This window comes from Ruegeria sp. CF5, assembly GCF_056537325.1.
Genome location: NZ_JBQFRI010000008.1, coordinates 226,418 through 246,337 on the forward strand (window position 1 = coordinate 226,418; position 19,920 = coordinate 246,337).

The 19,920-nt window shown below is 58.1% G+C and carries 22 protein-coding genes; 14 read left to right on the top strand and 8 right to left on the bottom strand.

Annotation, left to right across the window (positions count from 1 at the left end; translation table 11 throughout):
- Nucleotides 1-26 precede the first annotated feature (26 nt).
- From ACR0NW_RS18430 to rnc, 8 genes are read left to right on the top strand one after another with little or no spacing between them, the layout of a single operon-like run.
- The gene (locus ACR0NW_RS18430; protein WP_480451963.1) at nt 27-2,159 is read left to right on the top strand and encodes a RelA/SpoT family protein; all 2,133 of its coding nucleotides are present in this window, start codon (nt 27-29) and stop codon (nt 2,157-2,159) included.
- Nucleotides 2,160-2,175: 16 nt separating this feature from the next.
- Nucleotides 2,176-2,874, top strand: coding sequence for a DUF2062 domain-containing protein (locus tag ACR0NW_RS18435; protein ID WP_480451964.1), 699 nt, complete (start codon nt 2,176-2,178; stop codon nt 2,872-2,874).
- Entirely contained in the window at nt 2,867-3,613 is a 747-nt protein-coding gene (locus tag ACR0NW_RS18440) for a pyridoxine 5'-phosphate synthase (protein WP_480451966.1), read from the top strand. Before ACR0NW_RS18435 ends, ACR0NW_RS18440 begins: the two co-directional genes overlap by 8 nt.
- On the top strand, nt 3,610-4,233 hold the full coding sequence (locus ACR0NW_RS18445) for a LysE family translocator (RefSeq protein ID WP_480451968.1): 624 nt from the start codon (nt 3,610-3,612) through the stop codon (nt 4,231-4,233). The genes ACR0NW_RS18440 and ACR0NW_RS18445 overlap by 4 nt, the downstream gene beginning before the upstream one ends.
- Nucleotides 4,230-4,850 (top strand): LysE family translocator, encoded by a 621-nt coding sequence (locus ACR0NW_RS18450; protein ID WP_480451970.1) that lies wholly within the window; start codon nt 4,230-4,232, stop codon nt 4,848-4,850. Before ACR0NW_RS18445 ends, ACR0NW_RS18450 begins: the two co-directional genes overlap by 4 nt.
- Entirely contained in the window at nt 4,847-5,266 is a 420-nt protein-coding gene (gene acpS, locus ACR0NW_RS18455; RefSeq protein ID WP_170654003.1) for a holo-ACP synthase, read from the top strand. The genes ACR0NW_RS18450 and acpS overlap by 4 nt, the downstream gene beginning before the upstream one ends.
- A 57-nt stretch (nt 5,267-5,323) precedes the next feature.
- Nucleotides 5,324-6,160 (top strand): signal peptidase I, encoded by an 837-nt coding sequence (gene lepB / locus ACR0NW_RS18460; protein ID WP_480451972.1) that lies wholly within the window; start codon nt 5,324-5,326, stop codon nt 6,158-6,160.
- Nucleotides 6,157-6,834, top strand: coding sequence for a ribonuclease III (rnc, locus tag ACR0NW_RS18465; protein ID WP_480451974.1), 678 nt, complete (start codon nt 6,157-6,159; stop codon nt 6,832-6,834). Before lepB ends, rnc begins: the two co-directional genes overlap by 4 nt.
- Nucleotides 6,835-6,845: 11 nt before the next feature.
- Here rnc and ACR0NW_RS18470 read toward each other — a convergent pair whose 3' ends face one another.
- Together ACR0NW_RS18470 and ACR0NW_RS18475 are read right to left on the bottom strand one after the other, a co-directional pair.
- Entirely contained in the window at nt 6,846-7,610 is a 765-nt protein-coding gene (locus ACR0NW_RS18470) for a hypothetical protein (protein ID WP_480451976.1), read from the bottom strand.
- Nucleotides 7,607-8,371 (bottom strand): hypothetical protein, encoded by a 765-nt coding sequence (locus tag ACR0NW_RS18475; protein WP_480451978.1) that lies wholly within the window; start codon nt 8,369-8,371, stop codon nt 7,607-7,609. Before ACR0NW_RS18475 ends, ACR0NW_RS18470 begins: the two co-directional genes overlap by 4 nt.
- 255 nt (nt 8,372-8,626) lie before the next feature.
- On the opposite strand from ACR0NW_RS18475, the gene era reads away from it, so the two are divergent.
- From era to ACR0NW_RS18490, 3 genes are all read left to right on the top strand, one after another.
- Nucleotides 8,627-9,535 (top strand): GTPase Era, encoded by a 909-nt coding sequence (era, locus tag ACR0NW_RS18480; RefSeq protein WP_480451980.1) that lies wholly within the window; start codon nt 8,627-8,629, stop codon nt 9,533-9,535.
- Nucleotides 9,532-9,861: a DUF1491 family protein gene (locus ACR0NW_RS18485; RefSeq protein WP_480451982.1), complete on the top strand. Its 330-nt coding sequence runs from the start codon at nt 9,532-9,534 to the stop codon at nt 9,859-9,861. The genes era and ACR0NW_RS18485 overlap by 4 nt, the downstream gene beginning before the upstream one ends.
- A gap of 114 nt (nt 9,862-9,975) precedes the next feature.
- Nucleotides 9,976-11,700, top strand: coding sequence for an amidohydrolase (locus ACR0NW_RS18490; protein WP_480451983.1), 1,725 nt, complete (start codon nt 9,976-9,978; stop codon nt 11,698-11,700).
- A 46-nt stretch (nt 11,701-11,746) separates the two neighbouring features.
- On the opposite strand, the gene ACR0NW_RS18495 is transcribed toward ACR0NW_RS18490, so the two are convergent.
- Nucleotides 11,747-12,052, bottom strand: a complete 306-nt coding sequence (locus ACR0NW_RS18495; RefSeq protein ID WP_480451985.1) for a hypothetical protein — start codon at nt 12,050-12,052, stop codon at nt 11,747-11,749.
- Between the two features lie 137 nt (nt 12,053-12,189).
- Between ACR0NW_RS18495 and recO the strand changes: the two genes are divergently transcribed.
- A complete protein-coding gene (gene recO / locus ACR0NW_RS18500) occupies nt 12,190-12,915 on the top strand; it encodes a DNA repair protein RecO (RefSeq protein WP_480452012.1) in 726 nt (241 codons plus the stop codon).
- Here the strand turns inward: recO and ACR0NW_RS18505 are convergent.
- Both ACR0NW_RS18505 and ACR0NW_RS18510 read right to left on the bottom strand, forming a co-directional pair.
- A complete protein-coding gene (locus ACR0NW_RS18505; protein ID WP_480451987.1) occupies nt 12,899-13,291 on the bottom strand; it encodes an META domain-containing protein in 393 nt (130 codons plus the stop codon). The two genes, recO and ACR0NW_RS18505, sit on opposite strands and share 17 nt — an antisense overlap.
- A 130-nt stretch (nt 13,292-13,421) precedes the next feature.
- Complete coding sequence (locus ACR0NW_RS18510; protein ID WP_480451989.1) at nt 13,422-15,113, bottom strand: acyl-CoA dehydrogenase family protein; 1,692 nt, start codon at nt 15,111-15,113, stop codon at nt 13,422-13,424.
- A gap of 144 nt (nt 15,114-15,257) precedes the next feature.
- Here ACR0NW_RS18510 and ACR0NW_RS18515 point away from each other — a divergent pair, with 144 nt between their 5' ends.
- Nucleotides 15,258-16,022 carry a sulfite exporter TauE/SafE family protein gene (locus ACR0NW_RS18515; RefSeq protein WP_480451991.1) on the top strand — a complete coding sequence of 255 codons (765 nt, stop codon included), beginning with the start codon at nt 15,258-15,260 and terminating at the stop codon, nt 16,020-16,022.
- Nucleotides 16,023-16,026: 4 nt separating this feature from the next.
- On the opposite strand, the gene ACR0NW_RS18520 is transcribed toward ACR0NW_RS18515, so the two are convergent.
- From ACR0NW_RS18520 to ACR0NW_RS18530, 3 genes are all read right to left on the bottom strand, one after another.
- Nucleotides 16,027-16,569, bottom strand: a complete 543-nt coding sequence (locus ACR0NW_RS18520; RefSeq protein ID WP_480451992.1) for a hypothetical protein — start codon at nt 16,567-16,569, stop codon at nt 16,027-16,029.
- Between the two features lie 33 nt (nt 16,570-16,602).
- Nucleotides 16,603-16,893 (bottom strand): hypothetical protein, encoded by a 291-nt coding sequence (locus ACR0NW_RS18525; protein ID WP_170653980.1) that lies wholly within the window; start codon nt 16,891-16,893, stop codon nt 16,603-16,605.
- Between the two features lie 363 nt (nt 16,894-17,256).
- Nucleotides 17,257-18,855 carry a phosphoenolpyruvate carboxykinase gene (locus ACR0NW_RS18530; protein ID WP_480451995.1) on the bottom strand — a complete coding sequence of 533 codons (1,599 nt, stop codon included), beginning with the start codon at nt 18,853-18,855 and terminating at the stop codon, nt 17,257-17,259.
- A gap of 342 nt (nt 18,856-19,197) precedes the next feature.
- On the opposite strand from ACR0NW_RS18530, the gene ACR0NW_RS18535 reads away from it, so the two are divergent.
- Complete coding sequence (locus tag ACR0NW_RS18535; RefSeq protein ID WP_170653976.1) at nt 19,198-19,902, top strand: response regulator transcription factor; 705 nt, start codon at nt 19,198-19,200, stop codon at nt 19,900-19,902.
- The last annotated feature ends 18 nt before the right edge of the window (nt 19,903-19,920 follow it).

Here is a 19,920-nt window from a genome sequence, read left to right on the forward strand (position 1 = left end):
TTCCCAAAGACGAAGGTGCGGACCGGATGATTTCTGCTGACGACCTGATTGCGCTGGTCCGCAACTACAACCCAAAAACCAATGCCGACCGCATCGCCCGGGCCTATGAGTTCGGAATGCAGATGCACGAGGGGCAGTTCCGCCATTCAGGCGAACCTTATTTTACGCATCCTGTTGCTGTCGCCGCCATCCTGACCGAGCAACGGCTGGATGACGCCACCATCATCACCGCATTGCTTCACGATACGATTGAGGACACCAAAGCCAACTACGGCAAAGTGTCCGATCTGTTCGGGGACGAGGTGGCGAAGCTGGTCGATGGCGTAACCAAGCTGACAAACCTGCAGCTCTCTAGCCGTGAAACCAAGCAGGCCGAGAATTTCCGCAAGCTGTTCATGGCCATGTCCAAGGACCTGCGGGTCATTCTGGTGAAGCTCGCCGACCGTCTGCACAATATGCGTACGATCAAGGCAATGCGCCCGGAAAAGCAGGTGATCAAGGCACGCGAGACGATGGATATCTATGCGCCGCTTGCGGGTCGCATGGGTATGCAGTGGATGCGTGAGGAACTGGAAGACCTCGCCTTCCGCGTCCTCAACCCCGAGGGCCGTCAGTCGATTATCCGTCGCTTTATCACCCTGCAGCGGGAAACCGGCGATGTGATCCATCGCATCACCGGGGATATGCGCCACGAGCTGGACAAGGCCGGGATCGAGGCCGAGGTCTTTGGCCGCGCCAAGAAACCTTACTCGATCTGGCGCAAGATGCAGGAAAAGGATCAGGGCTTTTCGCGCCTGTCCGATATCTACGGCTTTCGCATCATCACCCGGTCCGAGGAAGATTGCTATCGTACACTCGGTGCCATCCACCAACGCTGGCGCGCAGTTCCGGGGCGGTTCAAGGATTATATCAGCCAGCCGAAATCGAACGGCTATCGCTCGATCCACACCACGGTGTCGGGGCGCGATGGCAAGCGTGTCGAAGTGCAGATCCGCACTCGGCAGATGCACGATGTTGCCGAAACCGGCGTGGCGGCGCACTGGTCGTATCGCGATGGTGTGCGGTCCGAAAACCCGTTTGCCGTGGATCCGGCCAAATGGATTTCCAGCCTGACCGAGCAGTTCGACAACGAAGAAGATCACGACGAGTTCCTCGAAGCCGTGAAGCTCGAGATGTATTCGGATCAGGTCTTTTGTTTCACGCCCAAGGGCGACGTGGTCAAACTGCCGCGCGGGGCGACGCCGATCGACTTTGCCTATGCCATTCACACCCGCATCGGGCATGCTTGTGTTGGCGCCAAGGTGGACGGCATCCGGGTGCCGCTTTGGACACGCCTAAAGAATGGTCAATCGGTTGATATCATTACCGCCGACGGCCAGACGCCTCAGGTGACGTGGCTTGAGATCGCGGTTACCGGCAAGGCCAGAACGGCCATCCGCCGAGCCTTGCGCGAGGTGGATCGTGAGCGGTTCATCAAGCTGGGCAAGGAACTGGCCCGTGCAGGGTTTGAACATGTGGGACGCAAGGCGACAGACAAGGCGCTGGACGCTGCGGCCAAACATCTGCGCCTCAAGGATCGTCACGAATTGCTGGCGCGTTTGGGCAGCGCTGAACTGACCGCGCATGAAGTGGTCGAGGCGGTCTATCCCGAACTGACCAAGGATGAGGGCGACGCCATCCCGCTGCGCCGTGCGGTGATCGGTCTGGAACCCGGTCAGAAGTTCGACCGCGCACCCTGTTGTCAGCCTCTGCCCGGTGAGCGCATCGTCGGAATAACCTATCGTGGCAAGGGCGTGGTCGTTCACGCGATTGATTGCGACCGTCTCAGCGAATTTGAGGATGAGCCCGAACGCTGGGTCGATCTACACTGGCATTCGGGTACGCACCCGGCGGTCTATGCGGCAACGCTTGATCTGACCATCGGCAACGACGCGGGCGTGCTGGGGCGTATTTGCACATTGATCGGCGAGAAAAAGGCCAATATCTCCAATCTGGAATTCGTTGATCGCAAACCAGATTTTTACCGCCTGCTGATCAATGTCGAACTGCGCGATGTGGAACAGCTGCATTCGCTGATGTTGATGCTTGAGGCGGAAAGCGACGTGGCCGCGGTCGAACGGTATCGGGATACGGTGCAGGCGTCGGTAGCGGCGGGTTGAGAAAGGACGATCAGGAGTGGTTTTCAAGCGCCGAGATCGACGCTCACCTGTCCAGATCGCTTCGGAATTCGTTTATCCGCGCGGCGGCTGGACGCGTGCGTTTCACTACGTCAAACACCGGGTGCGTCGGTTACCTGACTCACCCGAACGGATCGCGCGCGGGATAGGTGCCGGCGTTTTCGCTTCGTTTACACCGTTTTACGGGTTTCACTTTGTTGTGGCCGTGGTGCTGGGTCGCCTGATTAACGGCAACATTCTGGCCGCACTCAGCGGAACGTTCTTCGGCAACCCGCTGACCTATGTGCCGATTGGCGTTGTGTGCCTGCAAACCGGGCATTTCCTTTTGGGCACCGAATTCGAAAAAGGTGAGACCAAGGGGCTCATGGGCAAATTCGCCAGTGCGCTGGGCGATCTCAAGAACAACTTTTTTGCGATGTTCACCGACCGGGTCGCCGACTGGCACGGGCTGAGCATCTTTTATCACGAGGTGTTCTTTCCCTACATGATCGGCGGCATCATTCCAGGGATCGTGGCCGGAACGATCTGTTATTTCCTCAGCCTGCCGGTGACGCGCACCTACCAACAACGGCGGCGTGCGAAGATCAAAGCGAAATTCGAAGAAATCAAACGACTGGCCGAAGCAAAGGCTGACGTTCCCCAAGCAAACCCATTAGGCTCATCCCAAGGGCCGAAAAAGGATTCGAGCGATGTCTGATAACCATCTGCGTCTGGGTGTGAATATTGACCATGTGGCGACCGTGCGAAATGCACGAGGCGGGGCCTATCCGGACCCGCTGCGCGCCGCCAAGATCGCCGAAGAGGCGGGCGCGGATGGTATCACCGCGCATCTGCGCGAAGATCGCCGTCATATCTCTGACGCCGATATCGACCGCCTGATGGAAGTGCTGTCGGTGCCGCTGAACTTTGAAATGGCTGCGACTGAAGAAATGCAGCGGATCGCCCTGCGCCACAAACCCCACGCGGTGTGCATAGTGCCAGAAAAGCGCGAGGAGCGCACGACCGAGGGTGGATTGGAAGTGGCGCGTGAAGAAAACAAGCTGGCCCATTTCATCGCCCCGTTGCGTGATGCGGGCTGTCGGGTCTCGATCTTCATTGCCGCGGACAAGAAACAGATCGAAGCGGCCCATCGCATTGGCGCTGAGGTGATCGAGCTTCACACAGGCGCCTACTGCGACGCCCACGCCGAAGGGAACAATGACGACCGCGACCGCGAGTTGGAAGCGCTGCGGGAAATGTCGGCCTTTGCGCACTCGCTGGGGCTCGAGGTTCATGCGGGCCACGGTCTGACCTATGACACGGTCCAGCCCGTCGCCGTTTTCCCCGAGGTGAAAGAGCTGAATATCGGCCATTTCCTGATCGGCGAGTCGATCTTTCGCGGCCTTACTCCGGCCATTGCCGAGATGCGCCGCCTTATGGACGAGGCGCGGGCATGATCACGCCCGCCTTCGTTGCCATCTGGTTTGCGTGGTTGATGGCCGGGGGGTCGCCGGGGCCGGCAACGATGGGTATCGCGGGCACCGCCATGAACGAAGGCCGCCGTTCCGGTTTGGTCTTTGCACTGGGCATCTGTGCCGGGTCCGCTGCCTGGGGCATCGCTGCCGCTTTGGGACTGTCGGCGATCATGCTGGCCAATGTCTGGGTGTTCGAGGTGATCCGCTATGTTGGGGTGGCCTATCTGGGCTGGTTGGCATTCAAGGCGCTGCGCCGCGCCCTGACGTCGGACGAGGTGGCGCTGGGCAAACCTGTCAGCGGTTCGCCGAGAGCCATTTTCGCCAAAGGCGCGGCCATTCACTTGACCAACCCCAAGGCGATCCTGAGCTGGGGCTCGATCTATGCCATCGTGGCCCCAAACGACGCCAGCCTGTCGATGCTGCTGGGCTATTTCGCGATGCTTTATGCGGGCTCACTGCTCATCTTCATCGGCTACGCGTTCCTGTTCTCGTCAGAACGCATGATCCGCGCCTATCGCCGCGCACGCAGATGGTTTGACCTGGCCTTTGCCGGGTTCTTTGGGGTGGCGAGCTACAAGATACTGACGGTGCGATTGTCATGATGGATTACGCAGCATTGATCTCAACTGCGCTGGCGTTCTTTGTAATGGCCGTTTCACCCGGCCCTGCAAATATTTCTAATGCCGCAGTAGCCATGAAATATGGGCGTAAAACCAGCTTGGTCTACGGCGCTGGTTTATCCTGTGGTCTGGTTTTTTGGGGTCTGGTCGCCGCCAGTGGCATGGGTGCAGTTCTGCAATCTTCCTTCTATTTGTTGATGCTGCTCAAAGTTTTGGGTGGGATTTATCTGTTGTGGCTTGCGTGGCAATCTTTCAACTCAGCCAGACGTCCAAATGGGGAGGCCCCAGGCCCAACCGCTGGCGGGCGCTGGTTTCTGCGCGGGCTGATACTCAACATGTCAAACCCAAAATCCGTGGTCGCATGGATGGCGGCTTTGTCGATTGGGATTGGCCCCAATGACAGCTTGCTGAACGTGGCTGTTGCGACTCTGGCCTGTGTCATGGTTGGATTTTTGAACAACGCGCTGTATTCGTTGCTGTTCTCAGTTGATGGTATGATGCAGGCTTATCGCCGATGCCGTCGTTGGATAGATGGCGTCGCGGCCGGGTTGTTTGCATTAGGCGGTGTCGGACTGATCAGGTCGGCGTTCTCCAGATGATTTTAGGAATTGGCACAGACCTCGCAAATATCGACCGTATCCAAGGTACGCTTGACCGGTTCGGCGATCGGTTCCGCAATCGTGTCTTTACTGATATCGAACAGCGCAAGGCTGAACGTCGTCACGATACTGCTGGCACATATGCCAAACGTTGGGCCGCGAAAGAGGCGTGTTCCAAGGCGCTGGGAACCGGTCTGCGTATGGGCATTGCGTGGAAGGACATGGCCGTCACCAACCTGCGCACCGGTCAGCCGGTGATGCACGTGACCGGTTGGGCAGCAGAACGCCTGAAAGAGATGACGCCCGACGGGCATGAGGCGATCATCCACGTCACCCTGACTGACGATCACCCCTGGGCGCAGGCATTTGTGGTGATCGAGGCGCGGCCCATTCACGAAGCGCCGTCCCGGCCTTGACTTGCCCCCACCAGCCCCGCATGTAGCACCGCAACGACGCAAGGACCGGAGAGCAGCATGGCCGAGGAAGCCAAAACAGGAAACGCCTTTTGGGAGACGATCAAAACCGTCGTCTATGCCCTTCTGATTGCGGGCGTTTTCCGCACGCTGTTCTTTCAGCCATTCTGGATTCCTTCAGGCTCGATGAAGCCCACCCTGTTGATCGGTGACTTTCTGTTCGTCAACAAGATGGCCTATGGCTATTCCTACGCCTCCTGTCCCAGCCTGATCGTTCCCAGCCTAGGACTGAATATCGATGCCGAGGATATCTGCGGCTGGATGAAAGGCGACAATACCCGCATCATGGGTGGTGAACCCGAGCGCGGTGATGTCATCGTGTTCCGCCATCCCGTGACCGGACGCGACTATATCAAGCGTCTCATCGGCGTGCCGGGGGATAGGGTGCAGGTCCGCGATGGCGTGATCATTCTGAACGGTACACCTGTCAAACAGGTGCCGGATGGCGTCTTTACCGAGATCGCCGAACCTCAGGGGCCGCAGCGCCTGCGTCCGCGTTGCGAAAACGGTCCGGTCGGGATCGGTGGTGTCTGCGAAAAATCGCGCCTGATCGAAACGCTGCCCAGCGGCCTGTCCTATGATATCCTGAACATCGGCAATCAGGCCGCAGACAATACCGGCATCTATGTCGTTCCCGAAGGCCATTATTTCTTTATGGGCGACAACCGGGACAACTCCAGCGACAGCCGCGTACCGCAGTCGGTCGGCGGCGTTGGGTTCGTTCCTTATGAGGACCTGCTGGGTCGTGCGGATCGCATCATGTTCTCGTCCGCAGGCCGGTCGATGTTCTTCTTCTGGACGTGGCGCGGCGATCGCTTCTTCAAGGCGATCAATTGAAGATCTCGGCCGAGATAAAAGCCTTTCAGCAGCGGCTCGGGTATGAGTTTTCCGACCCTGCGCTGCTGCTACGGGCCCTGACCCACGGATCGGTATCGTCCTCTACCAGGCCCGACAATCAGCGACTGGAGTTTCTCGGCGATCGTGTTCTGGGGCTGGTGATGGCGACAGCACTGCTGGAAGCCGACCAAAAGGCCACCGAAGGACAGCTGGCACCACGCTTCAATGCATTGGTGCGCAAGGAAGCCTGCGCTGACGTGGCACGGCAGATCGATCTGGGTGCCGTCCTGAAACTGGGCCGGTCCGAGATGCTGTCAGGCGGGCGGCGCAAGCTGGCGCTTTTGGGTGACGCGATGGAGGCGGTTATCGCCGCCATCTACCGCGACGCCGGGTTCGAGGCCGCAAGAGAGGTGATCCTGCGTCTGTGGGGTGACCGGATTTTCAATGTCGAGGCCGACGCGCGGGATGCCAAGACCGCATTGCAGGAATGGGCTCAGGCGCGCCGACAGAACCCGCCCTCATATGTCGAGGTTTCGCGCAGCGGTCCCGATCATGCGCCGATCTTTACCATCGCGGCCAGATTGCAGGACGGAACCGAGGCACAGGCGACCGCAGGCTCGAAACGTCAGGCCGAACAGGCCGCCGCCAAGGCCTTACTGGACCGGTTAGGTTGATCCGAGTCAGGTCAGGGTTTTGGGGGAAGAACCCCCTTGGCCTGAAGCACGGCAAGTACATCCAGTATCGTGGCTGTACTGACATCGAATGACCCATTGAGGCGGACACCCGCCCCGCCATCGCCAATCTCATACGTCCCGCCAGAGCTGTAATCCGGATCAAGTGAAGCCAGATCCGCCGGAAGTTCAGGACAAATCGGAAACCTGTCGGAGATGGCCGCTCCGGCACGCAGGAAAACCGAGCGGGCGGTCTGCAGGAACTCTTCCTGACCCTCTGAAAGGGAAGGTGGGTTGTTCAGGGTCATACCCACATCCGCCAATTCGAAATAGATACACTGATCGCGCAGCACGGCCGAGGCTGAGGTCGTGAACTCAATGCCTCCTGTGGCCAATAGTGCTTCACGCTCCGGGGTCTGTCCGATGCTTCTGCGGCACTTGTAGGTGTTCAGTTCAAATCGGCCGGCAAGTGTCAGGACTTGGTCATCCGCCCGGGCACTCAACGCATCCAGCGATATCTCTGCGTTGCAGGCATCGGTAAAGGTTGCGCCTTTCAGAAGAACGGGGAGTTGCCTTTGAATATCCCGAAGATCGACTGTGGCATCGACGCCAATACGCGTTGTCGCGACTTCTGCCAGTTCAAGTTTCACGTGATACGGCACGTCCGAGTTGCCAATCGTCACATCACGCGAAAAATCAAAGGACACCGGCTCTGCACCTGCATGGGTACACAGCAAGGTCAGGGTCGCAGCGGCAGTTTGCAGAAATAGGGTTTTCATTCTCCGCCCTCCGCGTCGCCTTTTTCCTGCAGCAACCGTAACAGATCCAACAGCGTTGCCGCGCTGGTATCGACTGATCCCGCCAAACTCGCACCGACCCCGCCGTCGCCAATTTCGCGTGTGCCTCCGGACGTGAACCGGGGATCAAGGCTCGCCAGTTCTTCGGGCAAGGCTGGACAAACCGGATTGTCGGCCAGAACCTCTGTGCTTTTTTCGACAATCAGTGTCTCGGCTTTTTCCGTCAATCCGATCCAGTCGGACACGCTGCCGACAAATCCCTGCGGGTCGAGATCCAGATCGACGAGGCGAAACCGAACGCAATTCCGGCTGACATCAGCGGTGGCCCTGACCTGAACATCAACGTTTTGCCCGAACAGCAACACACCCCGGTAATGCATCTTGGGGTCCTTGGTGTTGCAGGCATAGAATTTGGCCTGAAACTGCCCGCGTAGGATGACAGCGTTCTGTTCGGCCTGAACGTCCGAGACGGCCAGCGCGAATTTTTGTTTGCAGGTCTCCTCCAGCACGTTCGACAGCAGCGCAGGCGCAAGCTTCTGAACCGTGCGCAGATCCAGAAACGTGTCGACCCCAAGACGCGTTTCCGAGATTTCGCTTAGCGAGACATAAAGTGAATAGGGAAGCTGCGTTTCTTTGACGGGCAGAGAATCCTGAATTTTGAACTCAACGCTTTCAGCGGCCAGACTGCTGGCCGCCGTGGCCAACCCAAGGCCAAGCGGCACAAGGCGGAATAGTCGCGCCAAACTGAAATTTGCCCTTCTGCTCGAAAACCCGGTCACTTTCACCCCCGCCTCGCGTTCGTGGACTTAGTGTAACAGCATTTGGTTCTTTGGTTTCAACAATTTACACGGGCCTCATTTCTGGCGGGCCGCCCGGATTCCTTAATACCCCGGTAACTTGGTGCAGAAATGCCCAACCACCTGTTGCAGGGCAAATCCCTCTGGCCCGGGACGCCATTCTGCTATAGGGATGCTGGCCTGCAAACAGGATCGCAAAACATGACCACAAGCGCCGGATTCATCGCCCTGATCGGAGAGCCCAACGCGGGCAAATCAACGCTGCTGAACCGCATGGTCGGGGCCAAGGTCTCGATCGTGACGCATAAGGTGCAAACCACGCGCGCGCGCATCCGTGGCGTGGCGATCGAAGGGGACGCGCAGCTGGTGTTTGTCGATACGCCCGGTCTGTTCAAGCCCCGCCGTCGACTGGATCGCGCCATGGTGGCGGCAGCATGGGGCGGGGCGGCCGACGCTGATGTCGTCGTTCTGATGGTCGAGGCGCATCGCGGCGTGACCGAAGGTGTCGAACGTATTCTTGAGGGGCTGAACGAGATCGGGCAGGGCCGCAAGGTGGCGTTGGCAATCAACAAGATCGACAAGGTTCAGTCCGAGAAGCTGCTGGCGCTTACCAGCGACCTCAACGCGCGCTACCCGTTTGCCGAAACCTTCATGATCTCGGCCGAGCGAGGCTATGGCGTCGATGACCTTCGCAAGTGGCTGGCCGCAGAATTGCCCGAGGGCCCGTGGCTCTATCCCGAGGATCAGATAGCCGATCTGCCAATGCGCATGATCGCGGCTGAGATGACACGCGAGAAACTGACCCTGCGCCTGCATCAGGAACTGCCCTATCAGTTGACTGTCGAAACCGAAAATTGGGAAGAGCGCAAAGATGGCTCGGCCAAGATCGATCAGGTGATCTACGTCATGCGCGACGGCCACAAGGGCATCGTGCTGGGCAAACGCGGCGAGACCATCAAGGCCGTCAGTCAGGCCGCCCGCGCCGAACTGGAAGAGTTCCTTGATCGCAAAATCCACTTGTTCCTGCAGGTGAAAGTACGGCCCAACTGGTTGGAGGAATCCGAGCGGTATTCGGAAATGGGTCTGGATTTCAAAGACGGCAACGCATGACCCGTCTGACAGCTGAATTCTGGGTTCATGCCTATCTGGCGCGGCTGCGATTTCAGGAAATTCCCGCCTTTGTGGTCGCTCATGGTGACGACACGGCGGGCGCGGTTCTGGTCAAGCTCAACACTCTCGATGGTCAGGCCGTTGCGTTCCAGCGCAGTTTCGACCTGATGAGTGGTGAGCGGAAATGGGTGGAACTGTCCAGCGGTGCAGAGCCCGATGTAGACGAAGCCATCCATCGCCAGCGCGGGTTCGATCCCGATTTGTGGGTGATCGAGGTCGAGGATCGGCAAGGACGCCATTTGCTGGGTGGCGAAGGGCTGGAGTAAGCTCCGCATTGCATCCCATTGAGGTTGAACCGGGCTGGCGCAGTGTCAGAAATCTCTTGGTGAATTGATGCATTCAGATATCATGTTTGGAGTTGTATTCTTGGGGAGGAGAATATGCTCAAACCGTTTGTTTCTGCGTCCGCCTTGTTTTTGCTGGTTTCTTCTGCGGCAATGGCACAGTCGAACCGCCTTAATCCGACCGCCGACTACGCCCTGATCAATGGCAACATCCATACCATGGACGCTGATGGCAACACGGCCGAAGCTATCGGGATCGAAGGTGACGAGATTGTCTATGTCGGCAGTGCCGAAGGTCTGAAAGATGTCATCGGCCTTGGCACAGAGGTCATAGATTTAAAGGGCAGGATGGTTCTGCCGGGTTTTGTCGATGGCCACATTCATGCGGCTGCAGGTGGCTTGATCGTGCTTGGTGTCAACCTGCAGACAGATGACAAGGACGAGCTGTTTGCACGGATACGGAATGAGGTCGAAACCAACGACGACGACATCATCCTTGGTAACGGTGTTCGCTTTAACCCATGGCAGGACGGCAATCCGACAGCCGCGATGCTGGACGAAATCGAATCCGAACGTCCGGTATACCTGTGGGCCATCGATGGTCACGCGGCTTGGGTGAATTCCAAAGCTTTGGAACTGGCGGGAATTGATAAGGATACTCCGGACACCGTGCCGGGCTTCTCTTTTTTTGAACGTGATGACGACGGGAATCCAACAGGGTGGATCGTCGAAATTCCCGCTCAGATGCAGGTTCTGACCTCGCTGATCGACATAACACCCGAGTTCATGGCCGAAGGTGTTGCGACCTGGCTGCAGCGTTTTGCGGCCGCCGGAATTACTTCGGTCCACGATCATGGGATTCAGGGGATGAGCCAGGAGGAAGGCTTTCAAATGATGGCCGACTTTGAAAAGGACGGGGCTATGCCGATCCGGTTTGTCGGGTCGTATTACTGGAACGATGGCAGTGTTGACCCCCTTCCCGGTACAATTGAACTTGGCGAAAAGTTCAACTCCGAGCTTGTCAAAGCGCGGTATCTGAAAATCAACATGGACGGCGGCGACGACAAATGGAATGCACTCTACGTAGACCCATACACCGATAAACCCGATCTGGTGCCTGACCCCATTATCCCGGTTGAAACCGTCAGGGACGCAGTGATCCGTGCGGACGCCGCCGGGATAGACGTGACATGCCATTGCTTTGGCGATTTGGCAGTCCGGACGCTGCTTGATGCGGTTGAGGCGGCAATCGCCGCTAACCCACCGCGTGAGCGTGCCCACAAGATCACGCATGGCACCCTGATCCATCCCGATGATTATGCCCGGTTCGGTGAGCTTGGTGTGATTTACGACAGCACCGGAGCGTGGATGACGTTCGACCCGCTGATGCAATCCATAGCAACGGACAGATTGGGTGCCGACCGGGTAAAAGCAATGTTCCCGGTCAACAGGGTGGTCGCCGAAGGCGGGGTTTTCTCGTTTGGCTCTGACTGGCCCGTGTCGGGCTACGTGTCCGAATACCGCCCACTCGCTGCCATTGAGGCCGGCGTTACCCGCCAGTTACGAGGGCGTGAGGACGTCGAGCCGCTTGGCGGTGACGAGGCAAAGCTGCCGCTGGAGCTTGCGTTGGAGGCGCACACGATAAACGCCGCGCGCGGGATGGGTATGGACAGCGAAATCGGCAGTCTGGAAGTCGGTAAAAAGGCAGACCTAGTGGTTCTGGGCGAAGACCTTTTCCAGATCGACCCGGCCACAATTTCGGATGTCGAGGTGCTTTACACGATCATGGGCGGCAAGCTGACCTACGAGAAACCCGACTAGGCCAGGCGACGGCCCTGCCTTTGCCTCGGTTCACGGGCCGCAAGGCTCACCAGCCGCTGGTTTTAGCGGAAATATCGTGGCCAGTGGCGCTTGGTGCGCCTCCGGCGAATTCCCGCACCTTGCCCGCGAATTCCTTGAAATAGGGCTGGGCCTGCACGTGGGCCAGCGTCTCGGCGCTGTCCCATCGGCCCCAGTGAAACCGGGTCTTGCCATCGTCCGCGACAGCAACCTGATAAGTGAATTTACCGGATGCGTCCGGATCTGCGTTGATCGCAGCAATGAACGCGCCGGTTGCGGCGGTCCAATCATCTTCGTTGCCGCTGTATTCGTAGGTGATCGTGATCCCGCGCATAACGAATTCCTCTTTTTAACATGATTGTTAAATAACTTTCAGAACACAGGGCGGGTTGTCAAGGGCGATGACCCTTGCAGGAGGCCACTGGTTGCGGTCTTTTAACCGTGCCGGAACATTGGGGTGGGGTACGAGATTTGGATTGGCGAGATCACGGCATTCTGCTGACCACCCGCCGCCATGGTGAAACCGCAGCCATTATCGAGGTCTTTACCGAATCCCACGGTCGCCACGCAGGTGTCGTGCGGGGTGGGACAAGCCGCAAGGTCGCGCCGATCCTGCAACCGGGCGCGCAGCTTGACGTCATCTGGCGCGCGCGGCTTGAAGAGCATCTGGGCGCTTTTCAGGTCGAACCGCTGCGGTCGCGCGCGGCGGCGGCGTTTTCCGGGCGTCTGGCCCTGGCCGGTTTGAATGCGGTGGTTTCGCTGCTGTCTTTCTGTTTGCCTGAACGCGAACCCCACCCGCGCATCTACACCCCGACCGAGCGGTTGATGGACCTGCTTGGTCAGGACGACATCTGGCCACTTGCCTATCTGCGCTGGGAACTGGCACTGCTCGAAGAGTTGGGTTTTGGCCTTGACCTGACCAGCTGTGCGGTGACCGGAGCGCGCGAAGGGCTGATCTATGTTTCGCCAAAATCCGGTCGCGCGGTCAGCGCGGACGGGGCCGGGGAATGGGCGGATAGGCTGTTGCCGTTGCCGCCTTGCCTGCGCGGCGAAGGAACCGCCCCCGATGATGAAATCGCGACGGGTCTGAAGACAACCGGTTACTTTCTTGAACACCGGGTCGCCCCTGCGCTGGGCCACACCCCCTTGCCAGAGGCGCGTGCCAGATTTGTCGAGCGGTTTACTCGGCGGCTTTGAACAACATTTCGTGCCCGTCTTCGTTCCGCAGGATCAGAACATCGCCCGATACTTCGGACTGTGTCATCGCCATAAGCGCCGCGAAATATGCCCCTTCGGCTTCTAGATCAGGGCACGCAGCACGAGTAGCGGCCAGATCAGTGATTTCGAACCACGGATAGGGCGCGTCGAGCGTGCCACTAAAGCTGTTACAGGGCGCCCGCCCGGCGATCTGACCCGCCTCGGGAAAGCTGATCGTAGCTGATGCGCCAAAGGGCTGCCCATCGATTTCCTGCAATGTCCATGTGCGATCTGCGGCGCCATAGGCGGCGACGGATTCATCCCTGTCGCACTGGAACAGGGCCAGCAAAGGCAAAATCAATGTTACGCGCAGCATCACGGCCTCCGTTCAACACGATGGTCCTAGCGGAACAGAAAGCACCAATGCAATGGCATCATGATGTCGCAAAAGAAAAGGCCCGGTTTTGACACCGGGCCCAGTTGGGGAAATATGACAGGTCGGCGGCCTAGCTCAGCAGCCGACGCGCGATCACTTGCGCCTGAATTTCAGCGGCGCCTTCAAAGATGTTCAGGATGCGGGCGTCGCACAGAACACGGGAAATCTTGTATTCCAGTGCAAAGCCGTTGCCGCCGTGAATCTGCAATCCGTTATCTGCCGCCGCCCAGGCCACCCGCGCACCCAACAGTTTGGCCATTCCGGCCTCAAGGTCGCAGCGCTGGCCGTGATCCTTTTCCCAGGCCGAGAAATAGGTCAGCTGGCGCGCGATCATGACCTCGACCGCCATCATCGCCAGTTTGCCCGAGACGCGAGGGAAGTTGATCAAGGATTTACCGAACTGCTTGCGGTCCTGTGCGTATTGCATGGCGATATCCAGCGCACATTGCGCAACGCCGATGGCGCGGGCCGCAGTTTGGATCCGTGCGGATTCGAAGGTTTCCATGAGCTGTTTGAAGCCCTTGCCCTCTTCTCCGCCCAGCAGGTTCTCACCTTTGACATGGAAGCCGTCAAAGCCCAGCTCGTATTCCTTCATGCCGCGATAGCCCAGCACTTCGATCTCGCCGCCGGTCATGCCGGGAGTGGGAAAGGGGTTCTCGTCCGTGCCGGGTGTCTTTTCCGCCAGGAACATCGACAGGCCACGGTGATCCGTCGTGTCCGGATTGGTGCGCGCCAGCAGGGTCATTACATGGGTCCGTGCGGCGTGGGTGATCCAGGTTTTGTTGCCGGTGATCTTGTAGTCGCCGTTTTCATCCTTCACAGCGCGGGTGCGCAGTGAGCCCAGATCAGACCCGGTATTCGGTTCGGTGAATACGGCCGTTGGCAGGATTTCAGCACTGGCAATGCGAGGCAGCCAGCTTGCCTTCTGCTCGTCCGTTCCCCCCGCGATGATCAGTTCGGCGGCAATTTCCGAGCGGGTGCCAAGTGAGCCGACACCGATATAACCGCGTGACAGTTCCTCGGACACGACGCACATCGATGCCTTGGACAGGCCGAACCCGCCGAATTCCTCGGGGATGGTCAGGCCAAAGACGCCCATCTCTGCCAGTTCCTCGATGATTTCCATCGGGATCAGTTCATCGTTCAGATGCCAGTCATGTGCGTTCGGTTCGACCTTTTCCTGTGCATAGCGGCGGAACTGGTCGCGGATCATTTCCAGTTCTTCGTCCAGACCGGATGCGCCGAACATGGTGGCGCCGGACTGTGCCTCCATCAGCTCGACCAGACGGGTGCGCGCAGCCTGAGTGTTGGCCTGACCCATCAATGTCTGCACTTCGGCGCATTGAAAGCCGGACAGCGCGTCCCAGCCCAGCCCCAGATCCTGCAGGCGCACGACCTCGGTCTGGTTCATCGGGATACCGCCCGCGACCTGATGCAGATACTCTCCAAACGCGATCTGGTGCAGCAACTGCTCCATCTCGCCAAACTTGCCCTGCGCCTCCAATGCCTCGGCCCAGCGTTGCATCTGTTGAAGCGACTGGTTGTAGGTCGCCAGCCAGGACAGGCCATGTGCAGCCGTCTGGTTCGCCTCGATCAGTGCGCCAGACACCTTGCCATCGCTGCTCACCATGGCCCGGACAGAATCGCGGGCGCGTTCAAAAACGGTTTCGACTGCGGGCAGGGCCGCACGGGTCAAAGCCAGAAGATCGGGCAAAATTGCAGGTGTTGTCATATCGGTCACATCCTGTCCGTCATGGGCCATGAATCACGTCCTTCTTTCGGGTTGTCTGGTCATATCATGCTGCACGTGCAGCGCAACAAAAATACGCAATGCCATTGGAAAACGTTCGAAAATTACCCAGTAATTTTTGCAGTGCAGAGAAGTTTCCGAATGATATGAAGGGGCATGTCTCTGTTTTCGCTGTTTACGCCCCAGGATCTGGCCATCGCATGTGCCGTTGCGGTTCTGGCCGGGATGATCAAGGGAATGGTGGGATTCGCCATGCCCATGATTATGGTTTCAGGTCTGAGCATGATGTTCCCGCCCGATGTCGCGTTGGCGGGATTGATCCTGCCGACGCTGGCGACCAATGGCGTGCAGGCCCTGCGCGAGGGGGCGAAGGCTGCGTTCCGGTCGATCCGCGCGTTTCGGGTGTTTCTGAGTGTCGGGCTGATCTTTCTTTTGATCAGCGCGCAATTGGTCAGCCTCGTTCCTGCCTCGACCTTCCTGATGATGATCGGCGCCCCGGTTGTGTTCTTTGCCCTGCTTCAGTTACTTGGTTTCAGACTGACCTTGCAGCAAAGATCGCCCCGGATCGAAGCGGTGGCAGGCTCCATCGCGGGCTTTATTGGGGGCATGTCCGGGGTGTGGGGGCCGCCCACCGTTGCCTATCTGACCGCGCTGAATACACCAAAAAACGATCAGGTTCGCATTCAAGGTGTGATCTATGGTCTGGGTGCCACTGCCCTGACTGTCGCCCATATGGGATCGGGGATTCTCAGGGCCGAAACGGTCCCGTTTTCCCTGCTGCTGATCACACCCGCGCTGGCTGGTCTATGGCTGGGGATGCAATTGCAGGACAGAATCGATCAAGCCACGTTTCGCAAGGCGACCCTGTTCGTTCTATTGCTTGCGGGGCTGAACCTTGTCCGGCGTGCGGTGACAGGGTGAAAATTCATCCACGCGTTTCAAAATAGCGAAAGGCGAAAAGCAAACCCAGCATCAGGAAAAACAGGCCGGAAATGTCGCCGATCAGGAAGGCGATATATTCAACCGTGGCGCTGCCGAAGGCCATGTTTGTCAGGCTGGACATCAGAAACGAAGTGACGACCCCAACGCCCATGATGCACGCCCAACAGGGTTTGCGGTCAGGTTTGGGAAACAAGTCCCATCCGATCCATTTCAGTGCGTAGAATACCGCAGGAGCGGTCGTGACGGCGATCAGGATCGCCATAATGCGGCTTGGCAGGAAAACATCCGTTCCGCCGATATACACAAATACCAAAATCACCCCGGGCAGCAGGGCAAAGATGGCACGCCATCCCAGCAACCAGGCTGCCAATATCCGAACACCATGCGGCAGAAACAGCAGGCTCGCGCGGCTGGGATATTCGGGAAAGAACATGTTCTGAAGTGGCGACAAAACCTCGAAGGTCAGTATCGACGCCACGACATAGGCCAGCGAGGCAAAGAATGTTTCGGAAACCCAAGAGCGCACGTGATTCAGCCGCTGCCGCTTGGGGTGCGACCGCTATTTGGGGGCATGAACGACGTAACGTCCCCTGTTTGCAGTCCCGCTTTGCGAAAGGTAACCCTTTTGAACCAAGGATTTCAGCGCGCGAAAGAAGGTCGGGCGCGAAACGCTCTGCAGCAGAGTGTGTTCGATCAGACCAAAGGTGCGGACCTCTTGTTCGGATTTGGACAATTCACCTGCGGCATAATAGATGTCGCGTTCGACCGGCGACAACTCCTCCAACCCCAGCGTGCGTTCCATGCTTTGCATCAGTTTGCGCAATTCGGCGAGTTTCGAAATTTCTGTCATAGCTTTACCACTTTGCCGTCATGTCAATACAGGCACGGATAACTGGTCCGGGCCGTCCTGAACCGGGGCATTGCCCTCAGGTCTCGTATTGACACTCATCCCCTTTATAATACTGTAGCTTTCGTATTAGGCAGCTTTGATCGCGAATGTGAGTGAGTGCGCATATGCTGCCCAAAGTTTCTTTCAATTCACGCCCGGCGCCAACGCGTCGGGCGATTTTGGTAGTAGTTAGTCGAAATACCGCATGATTTGTGACCGGGCAACGGATTTGTATATTCGTTCACCCAAATACAACCATATATAGATTGATCTTGTCGCTGTGCGACAAACGGTTGTGAAAGAGGCGCGAGCGCCTCTTTCCCGTTAACCGATGGCGACGGCTTTTACGTCTTCGTCGATGAAGGGCAGGTACTGTTCGAAATTCTCGGCAAACATCTGCACCAGTTTTTCTGCCTGCTTGTCGAACGCGGCCTGATCATCCCAGGTCCGGCGCGGGTCCAGCAGCACCTCGGCCACGCCCGGGGCCGAGACCGGAACGTCAAACCCGAAATTGGAGTCCTTGCGATACTCTGCCTCGGTCAGCGATCCGTCCAGAGCGGCGGTCAGCAGCGCCCGGGTAGCCTTGATCGGCATCCGGCTGCCAACACCATAGGCGCCACCGGTCCAGCCGGTGTTGACCAGCCAGCAGGTCGCGCCGTGCTGAGCGATCTTTTCACGCAGCAGGTTGCCGTAAACTTCGGGGCGGCGCGGCATGAACGGTGCGCCGAAACAGGTCGAGAATGTCGGCTGCGGCTCGGTAACGCCACGCTCGGTTCCGGCGACCTTGGAGGTAAAGCCCGACAGGAAGTGATACATGGCCTGCGCCGGTGTGAGCCGTGCGATCGGAGGCAAAACACCGAAGGCGTCGCAGGTCAGCATGATGATGTTTTTGGGATGTCCACCCAAAGCGCTGCCGGACGCGTTTGAGATGTACTCCAGCGGATAGGCACAGCGCATGTTGGCGGTCAGCGAATCGTCGTTGAAATCCAGCTCTTTGGTTTCCGGATCGAACACCATGTTCTCGATCACCGTGCCGAACTTGGAAGTCGTGGCATAGATTTCGGGCTCGGCTTCGGCGTTCAGGTTGATCGTCTTGGCATAGCAGCCGCCTTCAAAGTTGAAGGTGCCGCGATCCGACCAGCCATGTTCGTCATCACCGATCAGCACCCGCGCCGGGTCAGCTGACAGGGTGGTCTTGCCTGTGCCGGACAGGCCAAAGAACACCGCCGTGTCGACCGGGTTGCCGACCGCGTGGTTGGCCGAGCAGTGCATCGGCATCACACCTTTTTCGGGCAGCATATAGTTGAGCAGAGTGAAAACGGATTTCTTGTTCTCGCCCGCATATTCGGTGCCGCCGATCAGGATCAGCCTGCGGTCAAAGTTCAGCGCAATCACTGTCTCGCTCTGGCAGCCGTGCTTTTGGGGGTTTGCCTGAAAACTGGGGCAGTTGATGACCGTGAAGTCGGCAGTGAACTCGTCCAGATCTTCGCGATCCGGGCGGCGCAGCAGGTGACGGATGAACAGGTTGTGCCAGGCCAGTTCGGTTACCATGCGAACATTGATCGAGTAGGAGGGGTCGGCGCCGCCGACGAGATCCTGCACGAAATAGTCGCGGCCCTTCATATGCTCCAGCATATCGGCATAAAGCGCGTCGAAACCTTCCGGGCTCATCGCGGCGTTGTTTTCCCACCAGATGGTGTCTGACACGCTGTCGGTTTTTACAACGTGTTTGTCCTTGGGCGAACGGCCGGTGAATTTGCCGGTGGTGACCAGAAAGGCCCCGCCATTGCCAAGCGTGCCTTCGTTCCGCTTGAGTGCCTCTTCGATCAGCGCCGGTTCCATGAAGTTGTAATAGACATTGCCCAGACCCTCGATGCCCTGATCTTCGAGGCGGAATTGCGGGTTAACCCGTCCAGATGTCATGCGTATTCTCTCCTATGGCGGCGCTGCGGCGATTGGGGCCATCTGCGCTCATTGGGCAAATTACCGGATCGTTCCGGCGGATGCGCGCGTCTTATCATGGTCGTTCGGGGCATGAACAGGACGGTTTGGCGCAGTTAGCGCAACCAAGCTAAGGTTTAGCGCCATCATGAAAATTCTGTAGCAGTCCGGGCGGTGAAAGGCGGTCAACTAAGGTATTTTTGCCGCAACACTGTGGCGATAAGTGCACAATTTGCGAATTCGCATTGATTCGCCGCCTCAAAAACGCCATGAATGCGGTGCAAATAGGCGAAATATCGCGTATAGAGAGCAGGGGCATTTCCCATGTCTAAGATTGCACTGGTGGATGACGACAGAAACATCCTGACGTCCGTATCCATGACGCTCGAGGCCGAAGGGTTCGAGGTCGAAACCTATAATGACGGTCAGGCGGCGCTGGATGCGTTCAACAAAAAGCTGCCGGACATGGCCGTTCTGGATATCAAGATGCCAAGGATGGATGGCATGGATTTGCTGCAGCGTCTGCGGCAGAAAACCCAGATGCCAGTTATCTTTCTGACTTCCAAAGATGATGAGATCGACGAAGTTCTGGGCTTGCGGATGGGGGCAGACGACTATGTCAAAAAGCCGTTCTCCCAACGTCTGCTTGTTGAACGAATTCGCGCATTGCTGCGCCGACAGGAGGTCACTTCCGGCGATGCTCCGGTCGCAAATACCGGTGACGCCAAGGTAATGGAGCGTGGACATCTGCGCATGGACCCTCTGCGGCACGCGGTCAGCTGGAAGGGCAACGATGTGTCCCTGACAGTCACCGAGTTCCTGCTGTTGCAGGCGCTGGCGCAGCGTCCGGGTTTTGTCAAAAGCCGTGATCAGCTGATGGACGTGGCCTATGATGATCAGGTCTATGTGGATGACCGTACCATCGACAGCCACATCAAGCGTCTGCGCAAAAAGATGCGTACGGCTGATGCCGAATTCTCGGCAATTGAGACCCTTTATGGGATCGGCTACCGGTACAACGAAGATTAAGCGCGGCTGCCGGAAGTA

Coding starts and splice junctions, on each gene's coding strand:
- ACR0NW_RS18430 (WP_480451963.1), top strand. CDS start 27: ATGATTTCTGCTGACGACCTGATTGCGCTGGTCCGCAACTACAACCCA.
- ACR0NW_RS18440 (WP_480451966.1), top strand. CDS start 2,867: ATGTCTGATAACCATCTGCGTCTGGGTGTGAATATTGACCATGTGGCG.
- ACR0NW_RS18445 (WP_480451968.1), top strand. CDS start 3,610: ATGATCACGCCCGCCTTCGTTGCCATCTGGTTTGCGTGGTTGATGGCC.
- ACR0NW_RS18450 (WP_480451970.1), top strand. CDS start 4,230: ATGATGGATTACGCAGCATTGATCTCAACTGCGCTGGCGTTCTTTGTA.
- acpS (WP_170654003.1), top strand. CDS start 4,847: ATGATTTTAGGAATTGGCACAGACCTCGCAAATATCGACCGTATCCAA.
- lepB (WP_480451972.1), top strand. CDS start 5,324: ATGGCCGAGGAAGCCAAAACAGGAAACGCCTTTTGGGAGACGATCAAA.
- ACR0NW_RS18470 (WP_480451976.1), bottom strand. CDS start 7,610: ATGAAAACCCTATTTCTGCAAACTGCCGCTGCGACCCTGACCTTGCTG.
- era (WP_480451980.1), top strand. CDS start 8,627: ATGACCACAAGCGCCGGATTCATCGCCCTGATCGGAGAGCCCAACGCG.
- ACR0NW_RS18485 (WP_480451982.1), top strand. CDS start 9,532: ATGACCCGTCTGACAGCTGAATTCTGGGTTCATGCCTATCTGGCGCGG.
- ACR0NW_RS18490 (WP_480451983.1), top strand. CDS start 9,976: ATGCTCAAACCGTTTGTTTCTGCGTCCGCCTTGTTTTTGCTGGTTTCT.
- ACR0NW_RS18495 (WP_480451985.1), bottom strand. CDS start 12,052: ATGCGCGGGATCACGATCACCTACGAATACAGCGGCAACGAAGATGAT.
- ACR0NW_RS18505 (WP_480451987.1), bottom strand. CDS start 13,291: ATGCTGCGCGTAACATTGATTTTGCCTTTGCTGGCCCTGTTCCAGTGC.
- ACR0NW_RS18510 (WP_480451989.1), bottom strand. CDS start 15,113: ATGGCCCATGACGGACAGGATGTGACCGATATGACAACACCTGCAATT.
- ACR0NW_RS18515 (WP_480451991.1), top strand. CDS start 15,258: ATGTCTCTGTTTTCGCTGTTTACGCCCCAGGATCTGGCCATCGCATGT.
- ACR0NW_RS18525 (WP_170653980.1), bottom strand. CDS start 16,893: ATGACAGAAATTTCGAAACTCGCCGAATTGCGCAAACTGATGCAAAGC.
- ACR0NW_RS18530 (WP_480451995.1), bottom strand. CDS start 18,855: ATGACATCTGGACGGGTTAACCCGCAATTCCGCCTCGAAGATCAGGGC.
- ACR0NW_RS18535 (WP_170653976.1), top strand. CDS start 19,198: ATGTCTAAGATTGCACTGGTGGATGACGACAGAAACATCCTGACGTCC.